This is a genomic window from Zhongshania sp. (genome assembly GCF_047636175.1).
GTDB lineage: Bacteria > Pseudomonadota > Gammaproteobacteria > Pseudomonadales > Spongiibacteraceae > Spongiibacter.
This window is the reverse complement of record NZ_JBLIKC010000033.1, coordinates 12,264-31,003: the sequence shown is the minus strand read 5'-3', so window position 1 is coordinate 31,003 and position 18,740 is coordinate 12,264. Positions and strand designations below refer to the sequence as shown.

General features: G+C 49.1%; 16 protein-coding genes. 7 read left to right on the top strand and 9 right to left on the bottom strand.

The annotated features are described in order from the left end of the window. Positions 1 to 2,396, bottom strand: a 2,396-nt coding sequence (locus tag ACI955_RS15795) for a tetratricopeptide repeat protein (RefSeq protein WP_415244705.1), incomplete at its 3' end; no start/stop codon positions are given. Positions 2,397 to 2,546: 150 nt separating this feature from the next. Next, positions 2,547 to 3,539, bottom strand: a complete 993-nt coding sequence (locus ACI955_RS15790; RefSeq protein WP_415244704.1) for an AraC family transcriptional regulator ligand-binding domain-containing protein — start codon at positions 3,537 to 3,539, stop codon at positions 2,547 to 2,549. Positions 3,540 to 3,678: 139 nt separating this feature from the next. On the opposite strand from ACI955_RS15790, the gene ACI955_RS15785 reads away from it, so the two are divergent. Both ACI955_RS15785 and ACI955_RS15780 read left to right on the top strand, forming a co-directional pair. Beyond that, complete coding sequence (locus ACI955_RS15785; RefSeq protein WP_415244703.1) at positions 3,679 to 4,575, top strand: sterol desaturase family protein; 897 nt, start codon at positions 3,679 to 3,681, stop codon at positions 4,573 to 4,575. 592 nt (positions 4,576 to 5,167) lie between these two features. Next, positions 5,168 to 5,452 carry a hypothetical protein gene (locus tag ACI955_RS15780; RefSeq protein ID WP_415244702.1) on the top strand — a complete coding sequence of 95 codons (285 nt, stop codon included), beginning with the start codon at positions 5,168 to 5,170 and terminating at the stop codon, positions 5,450 to 5,452. Positions 5,453 to 5,644: 192 nt separating this feature from the next. Here the strand turns inward: ACI955_RS15780 and ACI955_RS15775 are convergent, their stop codons facing one another. Beyond that, positions 5,645 to 5,833: a hypothetical protein gene (locus tag ACI955_RS15775; protein ID WP_415244701.1), complete on the bottom strand. Its 189-nt coding sequence runs from the start codon at positions 5,831 to 5,833 to the stop codon at positions 5,645 to 5,647. Positions 5,834 to 6,030: 197 nt separating this feature from the next. Further along, entirely contained in the window at positions 6,031 to 7,641 is a 1,611-nt protein-coding gene (locus ACI955_RS15770) for a class I adenylate-forming enzyme family protein (RefSeq protein ID WP_415244700.1), read from the bottom strand. A 271-nt stretch (positions 7,642 to 7,912) separates the two neighbouring features. On the opposite strand from ACI955_RS15770, the gene dapE reads away from it, so the two are divergent. Continuing rightward, on the top strand, positions 7,913 to 9,049 hold the full coding sequence (gene dapE, locus ACI955_RS15765) for a succinyl-diaminopimelate desuccinylase (protein ID WP_415244699.1): 1,137 nt from the start codon (positions 7,913 to 7,915) through the stop codon (positions 9,047 to 9,049). 4 nt (positions 9,050 to 9,053) lie between these two features. On the opposite strand, the gene ACI955_RS15760 is transcribed toward dapE, so the two are convergent. Beyond that, entirely contained in the window at positions 9,054 to 9,812 is a 759-nt protein-coding gene (locus tag ACI955_RS15760) for a class I SAM-dependent methyltransferase (RefSeq protein WP_415244698.1), read from the bottom strand. 152 nt (positions 9,813 to 9,964) lie between these two features. On the opposite strand from ACI955_RS15760, the gene ACI955_RS15755 reads away from it, so the two are divergent. Together ACI955_RS15755 and ACI955_RS15750 are read left to right on the top strand one after the other, a co-directional pair. Next, positions 9,965 to 10,267 (top strand): RNA recognition motif domain-containing protein, encoded by a 303-nt coding sequence (locus tag ACI955_RS15755; RefSeq protein WP_415244697.1) that lies wholly within the window; start codon positions 9,965 to 9,967, stop codon positions 10,265 to 10,267. Next, positions 10,257 to 10,511, top strand: coding sequence for a VF530 family DNA-binding protein (locus ACI955_RS15750; RefSeq protein ID WP_415244696.1), 255 nt, complete (start codon positions 10,257 to 10,259; stop codon positions 10,509 to 10,511). Before ACI955_RS15755 ends, ACI955_RS15750 begins: the two co-directional genes overlap by 11 nt. A 4-nt stretch (positions 10,512 to 10,515) precedes the next feature. Here ACI955_RS15750 and ACI955_RS15745 read toward each other — a convergent pair whose 3' ends face one another. Beyond that, a complete protein-coding gene (locus tag ACI955_RS15745) occupies positions 10,516 to 12,675 on the bottom strand; it encodes a molybdopterin oxidoreductase family protein (protein ID WP_415244695.1) in 2,160 nt (719 codons plus the stop codon). Between the two features lie 313 nt (positions 12,676 to 12,988). Between ACI955_RS15745 and ACI955_RS15740 the strand changes: the two genes are divergently transcribed. Next, a complete protein-coding gene (locus ACI955_RS15740) occupies positions 12,989 to 14,044 on the top strand; it encodes an AraC family transcriptional regulator ligand-binding domain-containing protein (RefSeq protein WP_415244694.1) in 1,056 nt (351 codons plus the stop codon). A gap of 97 nt (positions 14,045 to 14,141) precedes the next feature. Here ACI955_RS15740 and sat read toward each other — a convergent pair whose 3' ends face one another. Together sat and cysC are read right to left on the bottom strand one after the other, a co-directional pair. Next, entirely contained in the window at positions 14,142 to 15,338 is a 1,197-nt protein-coding gene (sat, locus tag ACI955_RS15735) for a sulfate adenylyltransferase (protein ID WP_415244693.1), read from the bottom strand. 84 nt (positions 15,339 to 15,422) lie between these two features. Beyond that, positions 15,423 to 16,034 (bottom strand): adenylyl-sulfate kinase, encoded by a 612-nt coding sequence (cysC, locus tag ACI955_RS15730; protein WP_415244692.1) that lies wholly within the window; start codon positions 16,032 to 16,034, stop codon positions 15,423 to 15,425. Positions 16,035 to 16,256: 222 nt separating this feature from the next. On the opposite strand from cysC, the gene ACI955_RS15725 reads away from it, so the two are divergent. Continuing rightward, on the top strand, positions 16,257 to 17,138 hold the full coding sequence (locus ACI955_RS15725) for a LysR family transcriptional regulator (protein WP_415244691.1): 882 nt from the start codon (positions 16,257 to 16,259) through the stop codon (positions 17,136 to 17,138). 22 nt (positions 17,139 to 17,160) lie between these two features. Here the strand turns inward: ACI955_RS15725 and ACI955_RS15720 are convergent, their stop codons facing one another. Beyond that, positions 17,161 to 18,714, bottom strand: a complete 1,554-nt coding sequence (locus ACI955_RS15720) for a long-chain-fatty-acid--CoA ligase (protein ID WP_415244706.1) — start codon at positions 18,712 to 18,714, stop codon at positions 17,161 to 17,163. Positions 18,715 to 18,740: the final 26 nt, after the last annotated feature.

The window sequence follows — 18,740 nt, the reverse complement described above, 5'->3', positions numbered from 1 at the left end:
CACAGCTCAAACTGGCCAGCCGCTTTGCGCTGCATCCACTGCACAAAAACAACATCATCGGCCGCCAAAAATGCACTGGCGCCGATCAATAATTTAATACTATATCCGCTGGCCAGCCGCTGCTGTAAGAATTGCGACAGCGGCTCCGCGATGGTTTCTCCCCATGCAACCGATCCGGTCAAGACAATATACGGTTTATCACTAATGCGCTTGATCTGTAGTGCCGGCAGGCTATCAATAAAAAGGGGTAAGCAGTCGAAGCTTTGTACACAGGGAATATGTAAAGACTGCAGCAAACGCAAGCTCACCGGCTCGCGCACTGCAATAAAGTCGAGCTGCTGATACACCCTTTGGTAAAGTCGATTCAAGGGGCCATCGCTGCTGGTGTCGGCACCTTGCGGATAACAGGAGTGATTTATAATTTGCACTGTTTTTGCCAAGCGGGTTTTGGCGACAAAAGCGATATACAAAAGCCCTACCGGCACTATTCCGCCGCCGTGTAAGCTGCCCTCGCCATTTATCACTACGATGTCAGCCGTAATCAACTGACTAACTAAACTAGTATTTTTTGAGACAAAAGCAGCGTAGACCTCATCGCTATCAAATTCCTCCGGGCTGGTAGGCAGAGCTGCCAAGTTCTGGGTCAAGGCAATTGGCAGCGCTTGCACATCATAGCCTTGCCCACGCACAGCGCGGTGAATACTTAAACTGGTAGCGCTACATCCCCAGTGATACCAGTTCGAGGTGTCGTTCAAAAATACACAGGTTTTGGCTTCCGCAGTGCTAAGGAGAATGGGCTCAGGGATATTACCGGTATCACTAATTGTAGGTTCGGCAGGTCTGGCAGGTTTGAAACTGCTCAGCTCCACCACAAGCTTGGCCATCACGTCACGCCAGCCGTCTTTACCGTCACTGTTGCGAAATAAACGCGCAGATGAATACCAAGGGCTGTCATCACGATCGTCCGTCCAGCGCCGGTCTGGACCCCGTGGCAGCAGCACCCACACTGGCACTCCCAACGCCCCCGCCAGATGCACGGTGGTATTATCAACCGAGATCACTAAATCTAAATTGGCCATTAATGCCGCCAAACCATCAATATCGTTGAACACATCTAAGTCGCTAAAGGTGTGAACCTTATCGCCAAGCTGATCGATCTCGGTTGATTCACAGCGATATTGCAGATTAACAAAGCTCACATCAGTAGTGGCAAGTAATGGCCGCCAAGATTTTAAGGCGATACTGCGTTCTTTCATCACCCGTGCTTCAGTACCGCCACGCCAGCAGATACCGACTTTTAACTTACTGCCCAGCTGGTGAAGTTTAGCCTGCCAGTGGGCCTGTTTATCCGCGGCGACTTTTAAATAGGGCCGCCCGCCAAAGTCATTATCCTGCTGGCGAAAGTGCATAGGCAGATCGCCGGCAGGCACAAAACTGTCTAAACCAAGGGGATTAACACTGTGTTTTACACGCACCTCGGCGGCCGGGAATGACCGTGTATATAGCGCCACTAATCGCGGATCACATTCCAATACACAATGTTCGGCGCTAGCAATAACGTCGTCAAAACACGAGGCAAACATAATTTCGTCGCCCAAGCCCTGTTCGCTAGAAATAAGCAGCCGACGCCTAGCAATATACTCGGTCTCGGTGTGCGGCAAGCCCGTTGAGCGCGGCGGATTACTTGCTAGGAATGACTTCGCACTAAATCGCCAGCGATACTCTCGCCAAGCACGCTGCCATTGTCCCGACCGCAGTAAACTCCCAGACCGTTTAAGCCGCAACTCTGCATCCGCAGGTGCAATATCCAAAGCCTGCTCAAAACATCGCACAGACAAGCTAGTATGTCCGGCTTTAAAATGCAGAGTCCCTAAGTTTTTCAAGGCGATTAGTGACAGCGGATTATGCTCCAGCGCCTGCTCATAGGCTTGCAGCGCCGCGTCATCGCTGCCGCTATCTTGCAGAGCAACACCCAGGTTTTCATAGGCCTGCTGGTAATCGGATTTTAAGCGAATCGCCTGCCGGTAGGCCGCGATGGCCGCGAGGTCATTCCCCTGACTCTGCAACACCACCCCGTAATTAAAATGATATGCCGCAATCTTAGGATTTAAGCCGAGGGCCTGGCTGATAAGGGCAGCCGCTTGATCTGATTTATTGAGAGCCTGGGCAACTAAACCCAACAAGTGCAGAGAGTCTGGGTGTTTTGGAAACTGCGCCAACACCCGTTCATAAAGCGGCGCGGCCAAATGCCACTGCGCCGCTTTATGATATTGCAGTGCTTGCTGAAATAAACCTTGGGCGCTGGCTGACAATACCTGGGCCGCGTTAACCCCACTGCGTTTAGCCGGTCGAGGATGAGCAGCTGATACACCGCTGTTATTTTTCTTTTTTGCCACTCGAGCTTCCCTTGCGTATTTCGGGAGAGAAATCCCAATAGCTTTAGCTACCGGACAAATAATAAGCTTGCCAGTGGCAAACCACTATTACGAATAACCCCTATATTTGCCGTCGAAACCCAATCTAGTTCGAAGAAACTTAGCCTCTCACTATGATCGCCGCCGCTGGCATTGCCTGGGCGTTAGTCCGGTCTCACGTTTGAAAGCACGATTAAAAGCACTTTGTTCTGAATACCCTAGCAATAGCGCAATTTCACTTTGGCTAAGTCGGGTGTCAGCAAGATATTCACGCGCGAGCTGCACTCGCAGCTGTGAAAGCACCATCTTAAAACTCAAGCCCTGCTCATTCAAACGTCGAAATAAGGTTCGCTCCGACATATTCAACGTTGCCGCCACGTCAGCTGATCCGGCGCGTCCATTTTGCAGGGCTCTAAGTAAGACACCGCGCAGTAGCTGGGTAAACCCTTCGTTATCAGGAAGCACTGCCAAGGCGGCCTGAGCCTGCCGTTCCAGTATATGACGCAAACCCGCGTCGCTATTACTGACTGGCAGGCTAAGATAAGCCAGCGGAAAATGTATTGCGGTCGCAGCTTGCGAAAAAACCACTGGCGCGTTAAAAACCTGGCGATACTCGTCGCTAAACACCGGCGCAGCATAAGTTAAATCAATCTGCAGCGGCGCCAGATCTGGTTTAGCCGTTATCTGGCGGATAAAAGACAATAATCCAGCCAGTAGCACTTCGTCTGACAGCGGTGTAGATGGCCCAAAATCGCTAGTCCAACTCATCACCACCACATTATTTTGTATACTTATAGCCGCTTTATCGCCGTCATGAAGTAAGCGTTGATAGCGCTGAAATGCTGTTAGCGCTTCAGCCAAGGTATCACTTGCCAGCGTCAGATAGCCCAACACTCCCAAATGCTTAGAACGCACGCTCTGACCAAGCGCTAGACCAATACTGCGCGCGGGAAATCTCGCCTGCATTTTATCCAGCAGCGTCCACCACTGAGCAAAGCTCATGCGACTACTGAGACTAAAAGACTGCAAACCAGTATAGAGGTCACAGTCGACGTCACCCTGCTGCTCTAGAAAATCTCTAAGCAACTCTGCCAGATCGCCACTAAGCTGTAATTGCGCGAGCATCAATATTCCTTACATTAAGCTTGCCCCATCATCACAATGATGGCGGGAAATGTCAAAAATATGTCTGGTATAGTCAATATCATCAATATAAAGTTAGATAAAGTACTATGCGTTACTAAACATACAGTGAGGTCTGCTCGTGCAAGACGTTCTTCATGCTCTATTTTTTGTTACCGTCTTCGGCATGGTATTCCTCGCTGTAATTGCCGCCGAGTACCTCTATGTTCGCCGCGCCGGTAAAGCCGGTGTCTATCATCCTCGCGAAACTGTGGCGAATCTAGCCGCCGGATTTTCATACAAAATTGTTGATGGCATCGCCGTTGCCCTTTTTATCCAGGCGTTTTACCTGTGGGTCTACCAATACGGCTTGCAGTGGAATCCCAGCGCCTCGGTAATCAGCGTTATCGCCTTGATCGTGTTCATCGATTTTTGCTTTTACCTAAATCATTACATGATGCATAAAGTGCGCTGGTTCTGGAGCGGGCACATCACCCACCATTCATCAGAACACATGAACTTTTCTACGGCCTTACGTCAGAACTTTACCTTTGCTTTTTCCGGTAGCTGGGTACTGTGGTGGATACCCGCCGCCTTGGTGGGCTTCGACAAAAACTGGGTGCTTTTAGCCATTGAAGGCAATCTGGTTTACCAATTCTTTTTGCACACCGAGCAGATTCGCAAACTGGGTGTATTAGAAAAAGTGATGAACACACCATCTCATCACCGGGTTCACCACGGTAGCAACCCAGCTCAAATTGATCGCAACTTTGGCGGTATCTTTATTTTTTGGGACAAGCTATTTGGCACCTTTCAAGACGAAGACACCGCTGGCGAAATTAAATATGGCGTCAACCACATGCCAGTAAAACCCTACAACCCCTTTTACTTGCAAGTACACGGCTGGGTAGAGCTTGCGCAAGATGTATGGCGCTTTAAGGATTTGCGCATACTCTACAAGCACCCTGAGTGGGCAGATGAACACTACGGTGATGGTAATCAGGCAATACCCGAAATACCGTCGACAGAAAAAGCCTAAAAGTCAATACTCTCTGGCAGGGTCTATGCTTTTAGAGGCGCTGACCACACGGCAAATTCGTTGCCGTTGGGATCGGTAGAATGGAAGCGGCGACCACCGGGGAAATCAAATATTTCCTTGGTGATTGCGCCGCCAGACTATATTACCCTGCTTCGATTTTCCTCTAGGGACTCACTATAAAATACAGTTAGTGCGCGAGCCCCTAGCCACACTGACAGAAATCTCTGCCCGATAAAAGCCACCGTCTACCCCCTCGTTGGCAAACGCCGTGTAATCTGGCCCATAATCAGTAAACGACCGTCAAAGGTCTTTCTGAAAAAGTCTTTCAACGCCCAATACCGGCAGCAGATAATTTAATATAATTAATTTTCCCGTGAATATTCATGTATAAAATCCCGCCTAATTTAGTATTTCAATAATTTCTAATGTGCGCCACATCAAACGTAGTCGACGGTGTTCTATCAGAACGATAATATTGCCACGATCATCCACGGGGACAACAATATAACTATGAACGACTAAACACATTGCCGCAGGTCTACCCCACACGTAGTACACTGACTTATTTATATAATACTCATTGAAAGCTAATATGCGAAAAACCGACAAAAAGTTAGACAATACAATCCGCGCAGAGCTTACCGAAATCTGTGAATATGCCCTGAGTCACACCCAGGGCTTTCTGTGGTTAACACATACCGTGGACTATCAGCGCTTCCCCAGCAGCCTAGAGGTTCGCTGTGTATTCACTCCCGAATCACTGCAAGCCGCCATTCAAGATCGGCCGCTCAATAGCTTGATCACCAGTAAACTCAAAAATGTCGACATTACTATTCAGCGCGAAAAAATCCACTACACCCTCGAAGTCATTCAGTAAGACCAGGACTCAGGGCACGTCATAGCGCTCAAGCGAATAACCAAGCAAATCAAGTCTCGCTTTGCACGATTGCTATTAAAGTCTATTACGCCGTTAATTATGGCGATAAATACGCGATCATGATTTTACAATAAGATTCCGGTAATAACGCGGCACGCCTTTATTAAGCAATGGTATACCGCACGTAATTTCTTATAAGGCTTCCGTAATCACCGCATTCGTAATACGAACCGTGCGGTGCGGTTGAAACTGGGGATTGTTTAACTGCTCTATTTTGCCCCCTCTACGTAAAAAGTCATCGACCTGACGAGAAATTTCAGCTCTAGCCCGCTCTTGATGCAAGTTGGAGTAGGTGCCATGCTGCTTAATATAACTATTCATATCACAACCCTTCTAGCTCATTATATATTCGAAAGCCAATAGTCAAATGACCAAGCCCGCAGTGCCTTTCAGCACGGAGAATGCTATACATGGAAGGTGACAAAATGAGGATGCTTTTATGACAAGTCGGCAACAGCCAAACCCAAAAAAGGCCGCTTTCGCGACCTTTAACTACATGGAAAAAATGCAATAAAAAATTATACTAAGGGCATCTCATCGGCTATTTCCCGCAACTTATTCTTAGCTACTTTATCTAAGGTCGCACGCGGAAACTCCTCAACGAAATATACCGCACGAGGTACTTTAAAGTCGGCAAGATTGGCCTTGCAGTGATCGAGAATCGCCTGTCCAAAGGCGGCTTGGTCTTCCGGTGCTCCCCAGCCTTTAATCACAAAAGCTACCGGCACCATATCTAGCATCTCATGAGATTTAGCTACAATAGCGACCTCACCGATACCGCCGCCGGGCACCTGCATGCAAACTTCTTCAACCTGACGAGCTGAGACATTTTCGCCCCCCACTTTAAGTGCGTCTTTATCGCGATCGGTAAAAAAGAAATTACCCTCGTCACCGACGTTGACCATGTCTCCGGTTTTAAACCAGCCATTCGGCGTGAACGATTTGGCCATGGCCTCTTCATTTTTATAGTACTCAAGGAAGATATTCACGCCCCGTGTACCATGCACCCAAAGCTCGCCAATCTCGCCTTTTTTGCACATAACACCGGTTTCAGGGTTTACCACTGCAAGGTGATACCCCGGGGTCGGTTTGCCAATTGAACCCTGGGGCCAGTCGCTTACAAAGTCTGAGCGGGTGGCGTGGGTCACCGTTTCGGTCATACCCCAACTCGCAAACGGTTTGGCCTTGAGCCAGCCTTCAATCTCTTTCCAAATAATACCCATCGGCATTACTTTCAAGCTGTGCTGCTCAGGTACCGCTTGCACGCCAATAGCTTTAAAGACGAAGGGAATCATTGAACAGTGACTGACTTGGTGCTTTTCAATAATTTCCCAAAAGCGACTTGCCGTGAACTTAGGTAACAGTACCACTGTGGCGCCCACACCTAATGAGCCCCAAAACGCCCAGCTTTGGCAGTTGACATGAAAGAATGGCAGAAAGCCCAAGTACACACTGTCAGTGTCCATACCCATACTTTGCGAGCCCATATTGCCAGACCAGAGTGCGTTGGCATGAGTATGCACCACCGCTTTTGGCAAAGAGGTTGTACCGGAGGTAAACATAATTCCGGCCGGCAACATGGGTTCAGCTGGTCGCGCCGGCAGTGAATCTGGGTCGCCGTACAGGCTACTAAAAAGGTCGGCGCCAGCGATGGATTCTTCAGCCACTTCACCGGAGTTACTATCGGTGCTAACAATCCATTTCAGACTGGTGGCACTGTTGCGAACTTCCTCGAAAAATTTAGGTTGGGTAATAGCGCCAACCGCCTCGGTATGACGGGCGAAATATTCGATTTCCCCCCCCACACTGCGAGTATTTGTGGTTACACCTACAGCACCCACCTTAGCGCAGGCATACCATGCCAATACCATTTCTGGGCAATTTTCGGCGTGAATCATCACCTTGTCATGCTTGCGAACGCCTTTTGCGTATAAGCCAGCTGCAATTTTTGCCGTTTCTTCGTCGAAGGCTTTATAGCTCCAGCTGCGATCTTCGCCAGAGCGCGGCTCCCATATCATGAAGGCATGATCAGGTTTCACCCGCGCCCAGTGGCGCAGCCGCTGCGAAATATCCTGATCTGCGAAATCGAATTCGGCGGCAGCCACCGCGACGTCCAAATCCATACTCATAGCCCTTCCTCTGATTATCGTTATGGTCTTAAAAGCACGCCACCTTTCACAAGGACAGCATTACCATTTCAGCTATGATCATAGCTAAGCTCGGCCGCTCCCACTATGACATTTCCACTCAATCAAGCTCGTAATGAGTGTTTCGGTCAGTCCCCGATGACGCGGATAACAGTGCCTGTCAGCTCGCTTATATTCTGCTAGAATAGACCGCATACGCGCGGACACCAGCCGCGATTCCTCAGACCCTTTGTACAGAAGCCGAAACAGCCCTATGACAGCGCTATCCCCCACTCTGCAACTTGCCTGTGAACTCATTGAACGGCCATCAGTCACCCCCACTGACGCCGACTGTCAGACCATTATGATGGCGCGCTTAGAGAAGATTGGTTTTCAATGCCAATCACTGCGTTTTGGCGATGTCGATAACTTTTGGGCTGTACACGGCAGCAGCGGGCCAATCTTTTGCTTTGCTGGCCATACCGACGTGGTACCCACCGGCCCTGCGGTAAATTGGCAGACTCGGCCTTTTGACGCCGTGATCCAAGACGGTATGTTACGCGGACGCGGAGCCGCCGATATGAAAGGCAGCCTAGCCGCAATGATTACTGCCTGCGAGAGCTTTGTCGCCGCCCACCCCGACCACAGCGGACGTATTGCATTTTTGATAACCAGCGACGAAGAGGGCCCGGCGATAAACGGTACCGTCAAAGTTATTGAGTGGTTAGAACAGCAGAATGAAAAAATAACATGGTGCTTAGTTGGCGAACCATCCTCGACGGATAACGTTGGTGATGTCATTAAGAACGGTCGCAGGGGCTCGCTGGGGGCGGTAATGACGGTTCACGGCATTCAGGGTCACGTCGCCTACCCACACTTAGCAAAAAACCCAATTCACTTGTCAACGCCGGCCTTGACTGCGCTCACCTCTGAGATATGGGACGAGGGCAACGACTTTTTCCCTGCCACATCGTTTCAAATCTCTAATATCAACGGTGGCACCGGCGCGACTAATGTCATCCCTGGCGAACTCAAAGTGGTCTTTAACTTCCGTTTCTCAACGGAGTTAACAGCTGAGATATTAAAAACCCGGACCCATGCCATCCTCGATCAATTCAAACTCGACTACAGTATTGACTGGAATTTAAGCGGCCAACCCTTTTTAACCGCCGAAGGCCCCTTGGTGGAAGCGGCGCAAATTGCGATTAAAGCAGTCACCGGCACCGACACCATTTTATCTACCGCCGGCGGCACGTCTGATGGTCGCTTTATTGCGCCCACCGGCGCGCAGGTAGTGGAACTTGGACCCGTGAACGCCACCATCCACAAAATTGATGAGTGCGTTAAGGCTGCGGATCTCGATAAACTATCGCTAATGTATGAAGGTATACTTAAAGAACTATTGGTCTGAGCAATTATTTAGCAAAGGCTTTTAATGGATAAATATCAAAGCGCACCGCTTTTCCCGCAATAGATAATTGCGGTTTGCGCTCACCCAAATACGGCGCCTTTGGTGGTCGCTTTACCACCACCCGGTGCCGTGCACGCTGCAGAGCCAAATCCAATAGCGCGCCACTATCTTCATCCAAGCCCACTAAAGAATGGAATAAACGCATTTCTTTTTTTACCAGCGCCGACTTACCAGACACCGGAAACATAGGGTCTAGGTACACCACATCAGGACAGTCTGCCTCAGCTAAGCCCGCCAAATATGCGGCGGCATTTTCTTGGCGCAAATCCATGCGGCTGGCGATCTCGGCGCAGTCATAAGAACGTCCAGCGCGGCGTAAACCATCAGCCAATAGTGCGGCCACCACCGGCATGCGCTCGCACATTGTGACCGTGCAGCCATAGCTCGCTATTAAAAAACTATCTCTGCCTAAGCCTGCGGTCGCATCTAGCACGGTCGCGCGATTGCGACTCCCACCCACCGCCTTAAGCAATAATTCTTTGCCGGGATGACGATTGCGCAAGCTTAATTCAAAATCAACGGCGACGGGGTTTTCACGATTGCGCGGCGCCAAGCCGATCACTAGACGACCCTCATCAAAAAATACGTGCAGCTGATCAGGCTGCTCGCTCCACTCATCAACCAGGCGCAGACCCAGACTGCGTGCTAATTCAACGCTAGCACTGGTGGCATTTAACACAAGAGGAACTGATGAGACGCTCACAACAACCTGTCTATTTAGGGTTAGGGGGCATGATGTTAGGATATTTATCGCAGCGCGAACAGCTACAAAGCACCTTTTCAGATAAAGATAGCAGGCGAAGATAATACTCATACCCGCTATAATCCCCGCCATATCACAACAACGGCAGCGCCATGAAACTATTGATTCGCAATTTGAACCGCACAACCACCGAAGCCGAGCTTCTCGACCTGTTTGAAGAATTCGGCATCGTCCAATCCCTAACGCTAGTCAGAGACGAAGAAGCAAAACTGTCAAAGGGCTTTGGCTTCGTTAATATGCCTAAGGCCGGTGAAGCCAAAGTGGCTATGCAAAATCTGAACGGCAAAATCATTGCTGGTTTTAAAATCCGCGTCAAAAAAGCCGACGTCAGCCCGGTAGCCACAGAAAGTGATGATGTAGACAGCAGCGACGACGAAAACAGCGATGAACGCTAAAGACCCCAGCAAAACAGTCACTGGCTCAAAAGATCCCTTACACGGGCTAACCCTAGAAATGGTCATCACTCGGCTAGAAGCACAATTCGGCTGGGAAGAACTGGGACGCCGCGTAAAAATTAAATGCTTTACCGAAGACCCTAGCGTGTCGTCTAGCCTGAAATTTCTACGCCGCACCCCATGGGCAAGACAAAAAGTAGAAGCGCTGTATATTCGCAGCCAGCGCTCCGCTCGCAAGTCCTAAGCCCTCAGGCGCTAATCGCTGCATCAAGTTTAATAAGCGCAAGTGTCACCGGAACCCCATTCAGCACAGCATTGCCAGAAAGCTCATCAATATGCATCTCGTCTGTCAGGTCGTTAACACTCACACCGGCGTGCTCTTCTGCTATTTGCCACTGGGTGCCACTAAGCTTATGCCCCCAGCCGTGAGGAATGCTAATCACCCCAGACATCATTTCATCACTAAGCTGTGCCGCTAACTCAACACTGCCAACCCGTGAGCTTACCTTGACCATATCCCCTTCGGTGATCGCCAACTTCTGCGCATCAATGGGATTGATTAAGGCCGTGCAGCGGGGCTTACCTTTTACCAGTCGACGGCTATTGTGTAACCACGAATTATTGCTCCGCACATCGCGGCGACCGATGAGCAAAAACTGCTCAGGCTTGCTGTTTTGATTAAAGAATTTGGTCTCCACCCGCGCCAAGTCGTTTAGGAAAAAGTCGGCTTCTAGGTGTATTTTACGATCGCGATGATACAGGCCCTCTGGCAGGGCCGGTTTAAGTGCGCCCAGATCAATACCGTGAGGAGACTTTTTCAATTTAGTCAGCGACAAACCTTTGAAAGGATTTAAACCGCCACCATAGGGGCCCTGCCGAAGCAGAAACCTAAGTAATCCAGAGGGACCTGCGCGGCGCAGTAATTCCCGACTCAACTTATCTTTAAGACCCTTAGCTGGCTGCAGACGATCTTGTAAACCAAGCAGAATTTCCCAATCGTGTCTGGCGTTGGCCTTTCTTGGGAATAGCGCCTTGGCATATCTCGCATTATTGCGCACGGCTAATACATTAAAAATAACATCGTAGTGTTCACGCTCCAGCGGACTCACCGGCGGCAGAATAAAATCCGCATGACGACTGCTTTCATTAATATAAAAATCTATAGCAACCAGTAAATCTAAGCCCTTAAATGCGCGATCTAACTGCTCCCCATTTGGCGTGGACAGCACCGGATTACCGGCCATCAACACCATACCCTTAATCTGGCCTGCGCCCGCGGTGGTAATTTCCTCGGACAAAACAGCGACTGGCAACTCGCCGTTAAATTCCGGCAGACCGCGAACCCGGCTGTGGAAGCGGCCCATATTGCCGCGGCCACTCTGGGCAAGAATATCAACAGCGGGCTTGGTAAACATTAAGCCCCCCACGCTATCCAAGCGCCCAGTGAGAATATTAAACAGCATAATCAGGTACTGCGTGAGGGTGCCAAATTCTTGCACTGACACGCCCAAACGACCATACATCACCGGTGCCTTGGCAGCACAAAAATCCTTGACCAAGCCACGAATGACCTCAGCTGACATGCCCGTCTGCGGGGCAACTTTCTCAGGGGTGTATGAGCTAAATTTATCCGCCAAGCTCATTGGCCCCAGATCTAAATGCTTCGCCAAACTGCCGGTATTCACAAGACCTTCAGTAAATAACACATTAAGCATTGCCAGTAATACCAGCACGTCGCTACCGGGTCGTACAAAGTGATGGGCATCGGCCAGCTCTGCCGTCGCCGTGCGCCGGGGATCAATAACAACCACTTTACCGCGCTTGCGAATATCTTTGAGTCGCTGCTTAACATCCGCCACACTCATAATGCTGCCATTCGAAGCCAGCGGGTTGGCGCCCATGATAAGAAAGTGATCGGTGTTTTCGATATCGGGGACTGGAATCCGCAGCTGATGGCCGAATAACTTCCACGACACAATATGGTGGGGAAGCTGATCTACCGACGTTGCCGAAAACTTATTATTGGTTTTTAGCGCACGTAACAGGCCACCGCTCATCAGCATCGATCCGGTGTTATGAACATTGGGATTACCGAGATAGACGCCCAATGAGTCGTTGCCATACCCGGCTTGCAAAGATTGAATACGCGCCGCGACTTTGTCTAAAGCCTCGTCCCAAGCCAACTCTCGCCATTCGCCATCGACTTTTTCCATTGGCGTGCGAATACGGTCTGGGTCTTCGTACAAATCTTTGAGGGCAATCGCTTTGGGGCAGATATGGCCGCGGCTAAAGCTGTCTTCCGCATCGCCTTTAATGGTGGTGATTTTGTCATTTTCCACCGTGATCTCGATACCGCACATGGCTTCACATAGATTGCAGGTACGGAAATGTTTGATTGTAGATCCCACAGTATCACCTCGCTCACGCATCGTTATTATCATCCAGTACGTTGAATCTACGTACAAAGTAGCTCGATGTTATCAGCGATTACACCCAATTAGCTAATTTCGAGAAAATTTGCGCCATACCTCTAAGACCCATTACTTCAAATACCACCGAAGATGCTAAGCTTGCCATGATAGTTCACCCCAGTCTTTCTATGAAGATCATTCACACTAAACGACATTCCGATACAAAACGATTTATGTCACAGCTACAAAGATGTTCGGCATAAGATTTGCTTGTAAAAAAACACCAAGAAAACGACAAGAAATAGGTGATATGAAGCCAACTCTGACTGAAGACGAGGATGTCCTCCACGCGCTGTTTGAAACGTGTAAAAGTCTAGGCATTGATCTCAAGGATGCCGCGAGTAAATCAGGCCTACCCGCCAAATTACTGACATTGCCCAATCATTTTGTGCCCAGTCATCTATTTAACTACTTGCTTGAAAACATTGCCAAGAAATACCACTGCCAAGACTTCGCCCTCCACCTTGCGAACAAACTTCAAAGATCAGAGCTGGGCCTACCCACCACAGTAATGTCACTGTGCTCTAACTTTAAAACGGGATTAGAGCACGCTAGTCACTACAGCGCGTACTATCAAGACACCGGATATTGGCGCCACGAAATATGCGACGAGCAGGTTACGCTCATCAAGTCTGCCAATGGTCTCAGCAGCAAGTACTACCGCCAGCGGAATTTACTCGGCACGGCACAGATGTTTTTACTGCTAAACACGCTGTCCAGCGATCTCTGGCAACCCAAAAAAGTCTGCTTCAGCTTTCCGGATCCCGGCGCCAAATTTTCCGACACATTCCACGATTTTTTTGATTGCGAACTCATTTTTGATCAGCCAAATGACAGCATTTCCTTTCCTGCGGATTATCTGGAATTCAGCATTAGCAGCAGTGACCCAATGCTCTTACGCAGCATGGAAGTACACATAAAGGGCTTGCAAGAAGAGTTACTCCAGGGCCGTGATTTCGTTGAACGTGCCCGTTTACTCATCGATGAACGCCTGCGGTTTTCCCATTGCTCTGAGGAGGAGCTGGCATTTTATATGAAGCTATCCTGCGCCGAATTGCGGAGTGAACTTAAGCAAGCCAATACAAATTTTAGCCAGCTAGTGGAACAGCAGATAAGTGATAGAGCGGCATTTTACGCCGAACGCTGCCATGTCCCCATGGATATCGTTCTCTCCTCGCTGATGCCATACAATGAAGACCGACTATACGAATTACTCAAAGACAGAGAAAAGGATCCCACTGAACCGATCTTGAGACAGGACGACATTATAAGAGGCGGTATCAGCAAACCACCCTCGACCCACTAAACAAACACCAATAATTACAGTTAAAATGTAAAAAAGCCGGAGTGTTTAGCTCCGGCTTTTTTATTTACAACACTATCTATCGATGGTGCCTTAGCGATTAAGTCTTAGTATCTTCAATTTGATAGTAATCCATCAAAATTTTAGCCACCTCTGGGCGCGAAAATTCTGGCGGTGGCGCAATGCCATTACCCAACATTTCACGTACTTTGGTGCCTGACAGCAACACGAAATCTTCTTTATCGTGATCCGGTGCATCGCGCATCATCACCACTTTATCGAGTTTCTTCGAGTATGCGGTGTGGTCTGCACGGTAGATTTCGATATCCATTGCACCCGCTGGCACTTTCTCATCGAAAATTGTCTGTGCGTCGAAACCACCGTAGTAGTCGCCTACACCGGCGTGATCACGCCCGACAATCAGGTGAGTACAACCACAGTTTTGACGGAACAAGGCGTGCAGTACTGCTTCACGTGGACCAGCGTACAACATATCGAAGCCGTAACCGGTGATCATTACAGTATTCTTAGGGAAGTAAACATCGACCATTTTGCGGATAGACGCATCACGTACGTGGGCAGGAATATCGCCAGGCTTCAATTGACCCAACAGCATGTGAATCAAAATACCATCAGTGCCAAGGTCTTCCATAGCCATGCGGCAAAGTTCTTCATGCGCGCGGTGCATTGGGTTACGCGTTTGGAAGGCAACAACTTTTTCCCAACCACGCTCAGCGATTTCATTGCGAATCTCAACCGCAGTGCGGAAAGTATCGGGGAAATCAGCTTGGAAATAAGAGAAGTTCAAAACCTGAATAGGACCTGACAACAAGGTGTTGCCCTGCGCTTTAAAGGTTTGCACACCTGGATGCTTGTCATCCAAGGTGCCAAAGATATTCTCGGCCATGAAATCAATTTGTTCAGCGCTAACCGCCTCAACTGCTTCCACGTCCATAATGGCAAGAACAGGGTTACCTTGTACATTAGGATCGCGCAGAGCAATACGCTGACCGGCAGTGATGCCTTGGGCGTCTTTACTCAGATTCACAATAGGCACGGGCCAGAAAAGACCTTCGGTAGTGCAAAGATCTTTAGCCACTGCCATCGAGTCGGCAAGGTTCATATAGCCTTTTAGCGGGGTGAAATACCCTGCACCCAGCATCACCGCGTTGGCGGCCGCAGCAGAGCTAATTAGAAGCGATGGCAATGTTTCCGCTTCCGCATTTAGGGCGTGGTGTTTTTCAGTGTCGTATACAAATAGTGGGCTTAACTCATCAGCACCATGTGGCTTAATCATTTACTGTACTCCGTTAAAAAATAAGTATGTCTATATTTGCTAGTGAACAAAGCAATATAAAACCGCTGCTTAATCAGTGGCTTCTTAGATAATGCCGCGCTCAGTCATCATCGCCAGCAGAATCTCGACCTCTTCTTCCAAGCTCTGCTCATCACTATTCAATACCAGCTCGGCATTCAGTGGCGCTTCATAGGGATCAGAAATACCGGTAAAGTTTTTGATTTCACCAGCACGGGCTTTTTTGTATAGCCCTTTTGGATCGCGCTGCTCAGCAACATCCAGCGGCACATCAACAAAGACTTCAAGGAAAGCCATCTCACCAGCGTCATGCAATTCGCGAACGATATCGCGGTCAGCGCGGTAAGGGCTTACAAAGCTAGACAAAACGATAACGCCAGTGTCCACAAACAGCTTAGAAATCTCACCGATACGGCGGATATTTTCTGTGCGGTCTTCCGCACTGAAACCCAGATTTTTATTGATACCCAAGCGAATATTATCGCCATCTAAACGGTAGCAAAGGTGACCCTTCTCCATCAGTGCTTTTTCCAAGGCCACTGCAACGGTGCTTTTGCCACTGCCAGACAAACCCGTGAACCACAGGGTCGCGCCCTTTTGCTTTAATAAGGTGTTGCGATCTTCGCGGCTGACTTCGCCATCATGCCAATACACATTCGTTGCTTTAACGTCGGTCATTCTTCCATCTCCACGGCTAATACTAAATCATGATCTTTACTATGGCCGCTGCATTTAAACCCGCAAAGCGACCTAGCGATAACAGCTCGACATACTAAAAGTATTTTTATCACAAGTAAAACGGGATATTATTATAGTTAGTATCGATTTTATAGATACTATAAGCTTTCAGGCGAAAAGCTAAAACTGGCCATCACGGGCAAAGAGTAAAGAGGTATCACCATGAATTTTACTATTCGTCAGCTGGAAATATTCCTGTCGGTCGCCAAATATCAAAGTGTCTCTAAAGCAGCTGACACGCTATGCCTGTCCCAATCGGCTGCCAGCGCAGCCCTGCAAACCTTAGAGAAGGCCTATGGTGTCAATCTATTTGATCGCCAAGGCAATAAAATCAAACTCAATGCCATCGGTCATACCCTGCGCAAAGAGGCCGAAACCTTATTTGCCCATTGTCAGCAATTCGACGACGCCTTAAAACGCCATGCGGATATCGGCCATCTGCGGGTTGGCGCCAGCTTCACCATTGGCAATCACCTCGTGGTGCGTTACCTAGCCGATTATCTGAATAATTACCCGGATGCCGATGTGCAGTTTGACACCGCCAACACCCCGGACATTGTCGCCAAGGTACTTAATTACGAGGTTGACGTGGGCATGATTGAACGGGAGGTCCAACACCGTGAGCTAGAGCTGATTCCGTGGAAAGAAGACGAGCTGGTCGTCTTTTGTAGCGCCTCACACCCGCTGGCAAAAAAAGGCGTTCTTAAGGATAAAGACATTAAAGAAGCACGCTGGATTTTACGCGAACCGGATTCCGGTGCCCGTCATACCTTTGACCGCGCCCTTGCTGGGCTATTGCCAGATATTGAAATCTATCGGGAATTCAAACACAACGAGGCCATCAAAAGCGCAGTGGAATCAGGCTTAGGCATAGGCTGTCTTTCTAAGGTGGTATTACAAAACGACTTTCGCAACGGCGACTTAGTGCCGCTGAGCTTGGCTAACCGCGATATGACTAGAACCTTTTACTTCGCCCTACCCAAACAGCGGCATAAAAAAGCCGCTGTTGAGTATTGGATAGAGCTATGTAAAAGCATGAACTAGGCAAAGGGCCTATCTACGGCATTCACGCGATGGGTGGATATTTCTCCGCCATCATCACTCGAATATCTTTCTTCAAGACTTTACCCGTTGGGTTGCGTGGCAGGGCTGCAATATATTCCACCTTACGGGGAATCTTGTATCCTGCCAATTTACCGCGACAAAACTCGGTGAGTTCTTCTGCGCTAAGCTCTGGTTGGCCACCGGCCACCATCACCGCCAACGGAATCTCGCCCCACTTTTGATCCGGCACACCAATCACCGCCACATCTTGAATGTGATCGTGAGACATTAATAAGTTTTCAATTTCAGCCGGATAAATATTCTCGCCGCCAGATATGATCATATCTTTAAGGCGGTCTTGAATATAGATATACCCCTCTTCATCCATCCGGCCGGCATCACCAGTATGCAGCCAACCATCAACAACGGTTTTGGCAGTCGCTTCAGGGTTCTTCCAATAGCCCTGCATAATCTGCGGACCTTTAGCGACGATTTCGCCTATTTCACCCAGAGGCAGATCCTGACCTTCATTGCCTACTATTTTGACATCGGTGCCAAACACCGCGCGTCCGCATGAGCGCAATAAATCAGGACGGCCAGCTAGCGCCTTCTTGTGATCTTCTGCGGTAAGGAACGTGAGTGCCATCGTCGATTCAGTTTGGCCGTAGCCCTGCACAAAATCACAACCAAAGGCCGCCATACACTCCTTCAGCAAGGACTCTGAAATCGGCGAAGCGCCATAATTGATAGTATGTAATGCTGAGAAATCGTAGTCTTTGATGTTAGGTACCATCGCCAAAGAGAACTGCAGCATCACCGGAATAACGGCCACCACACTGATATTTTCTTTAGAAATAGTTTCGATCATACCCACTGGATCATAGTCACTATGAATAATCATAGAACCGCCGTAGATCACCCCCAGCAACGAGCCGACCAGACCGACCGCGTGGAAGGTAGGGGCAATGACCAAGCTGCGCTCGCCAACCCGACTACCTTTACCAGTGGTCATGGGTGCCTGATAGGCGTTCGCAAGGACATTGTAGTGATTTACCAGCACACCTTTAGGTAAGCCCGTGGTACCACTGGTATACATTTGAAACAGAATATCGTCGCCGTTTATCTCGACTTCAGTCAATGTTGCAGGGCTTTGCAACCAGCTTTCCAGCTTGGGAGCCGCTTCGTCGCTATCCATGCAAATACAGGTGGTAGCGCGCAAGTAATCGCCACGAAGGCTGTCGAACTCCTTGTCAAAAAACAACATTTGAACATCTGCATTACTGCCGATAAATTCGACTTCCGCAGGTGCCAGTCGGTAATTCAAGCCAACCACCACCGCACCAATGCGCGCACAGGCTAGAAAGACACACAGATTATCGACTGAGTTCTTGGCCAAAATGGCCACTCGATCGCCCTTTTTAATACCACTGCTTTGAATATGCGCAGCAATCACCGCGGTATAGTCCCAGGCCTGGGCGTAATTCAAGGTCTTTTTACTATCGCTGGCCATCATCATGTCGCCGCGAATACCGGCATGAAACTTAGTATGGTCATTCAGATTATTAAATAACTTCATCACATTCCTCTGCTTTTATCTTTATT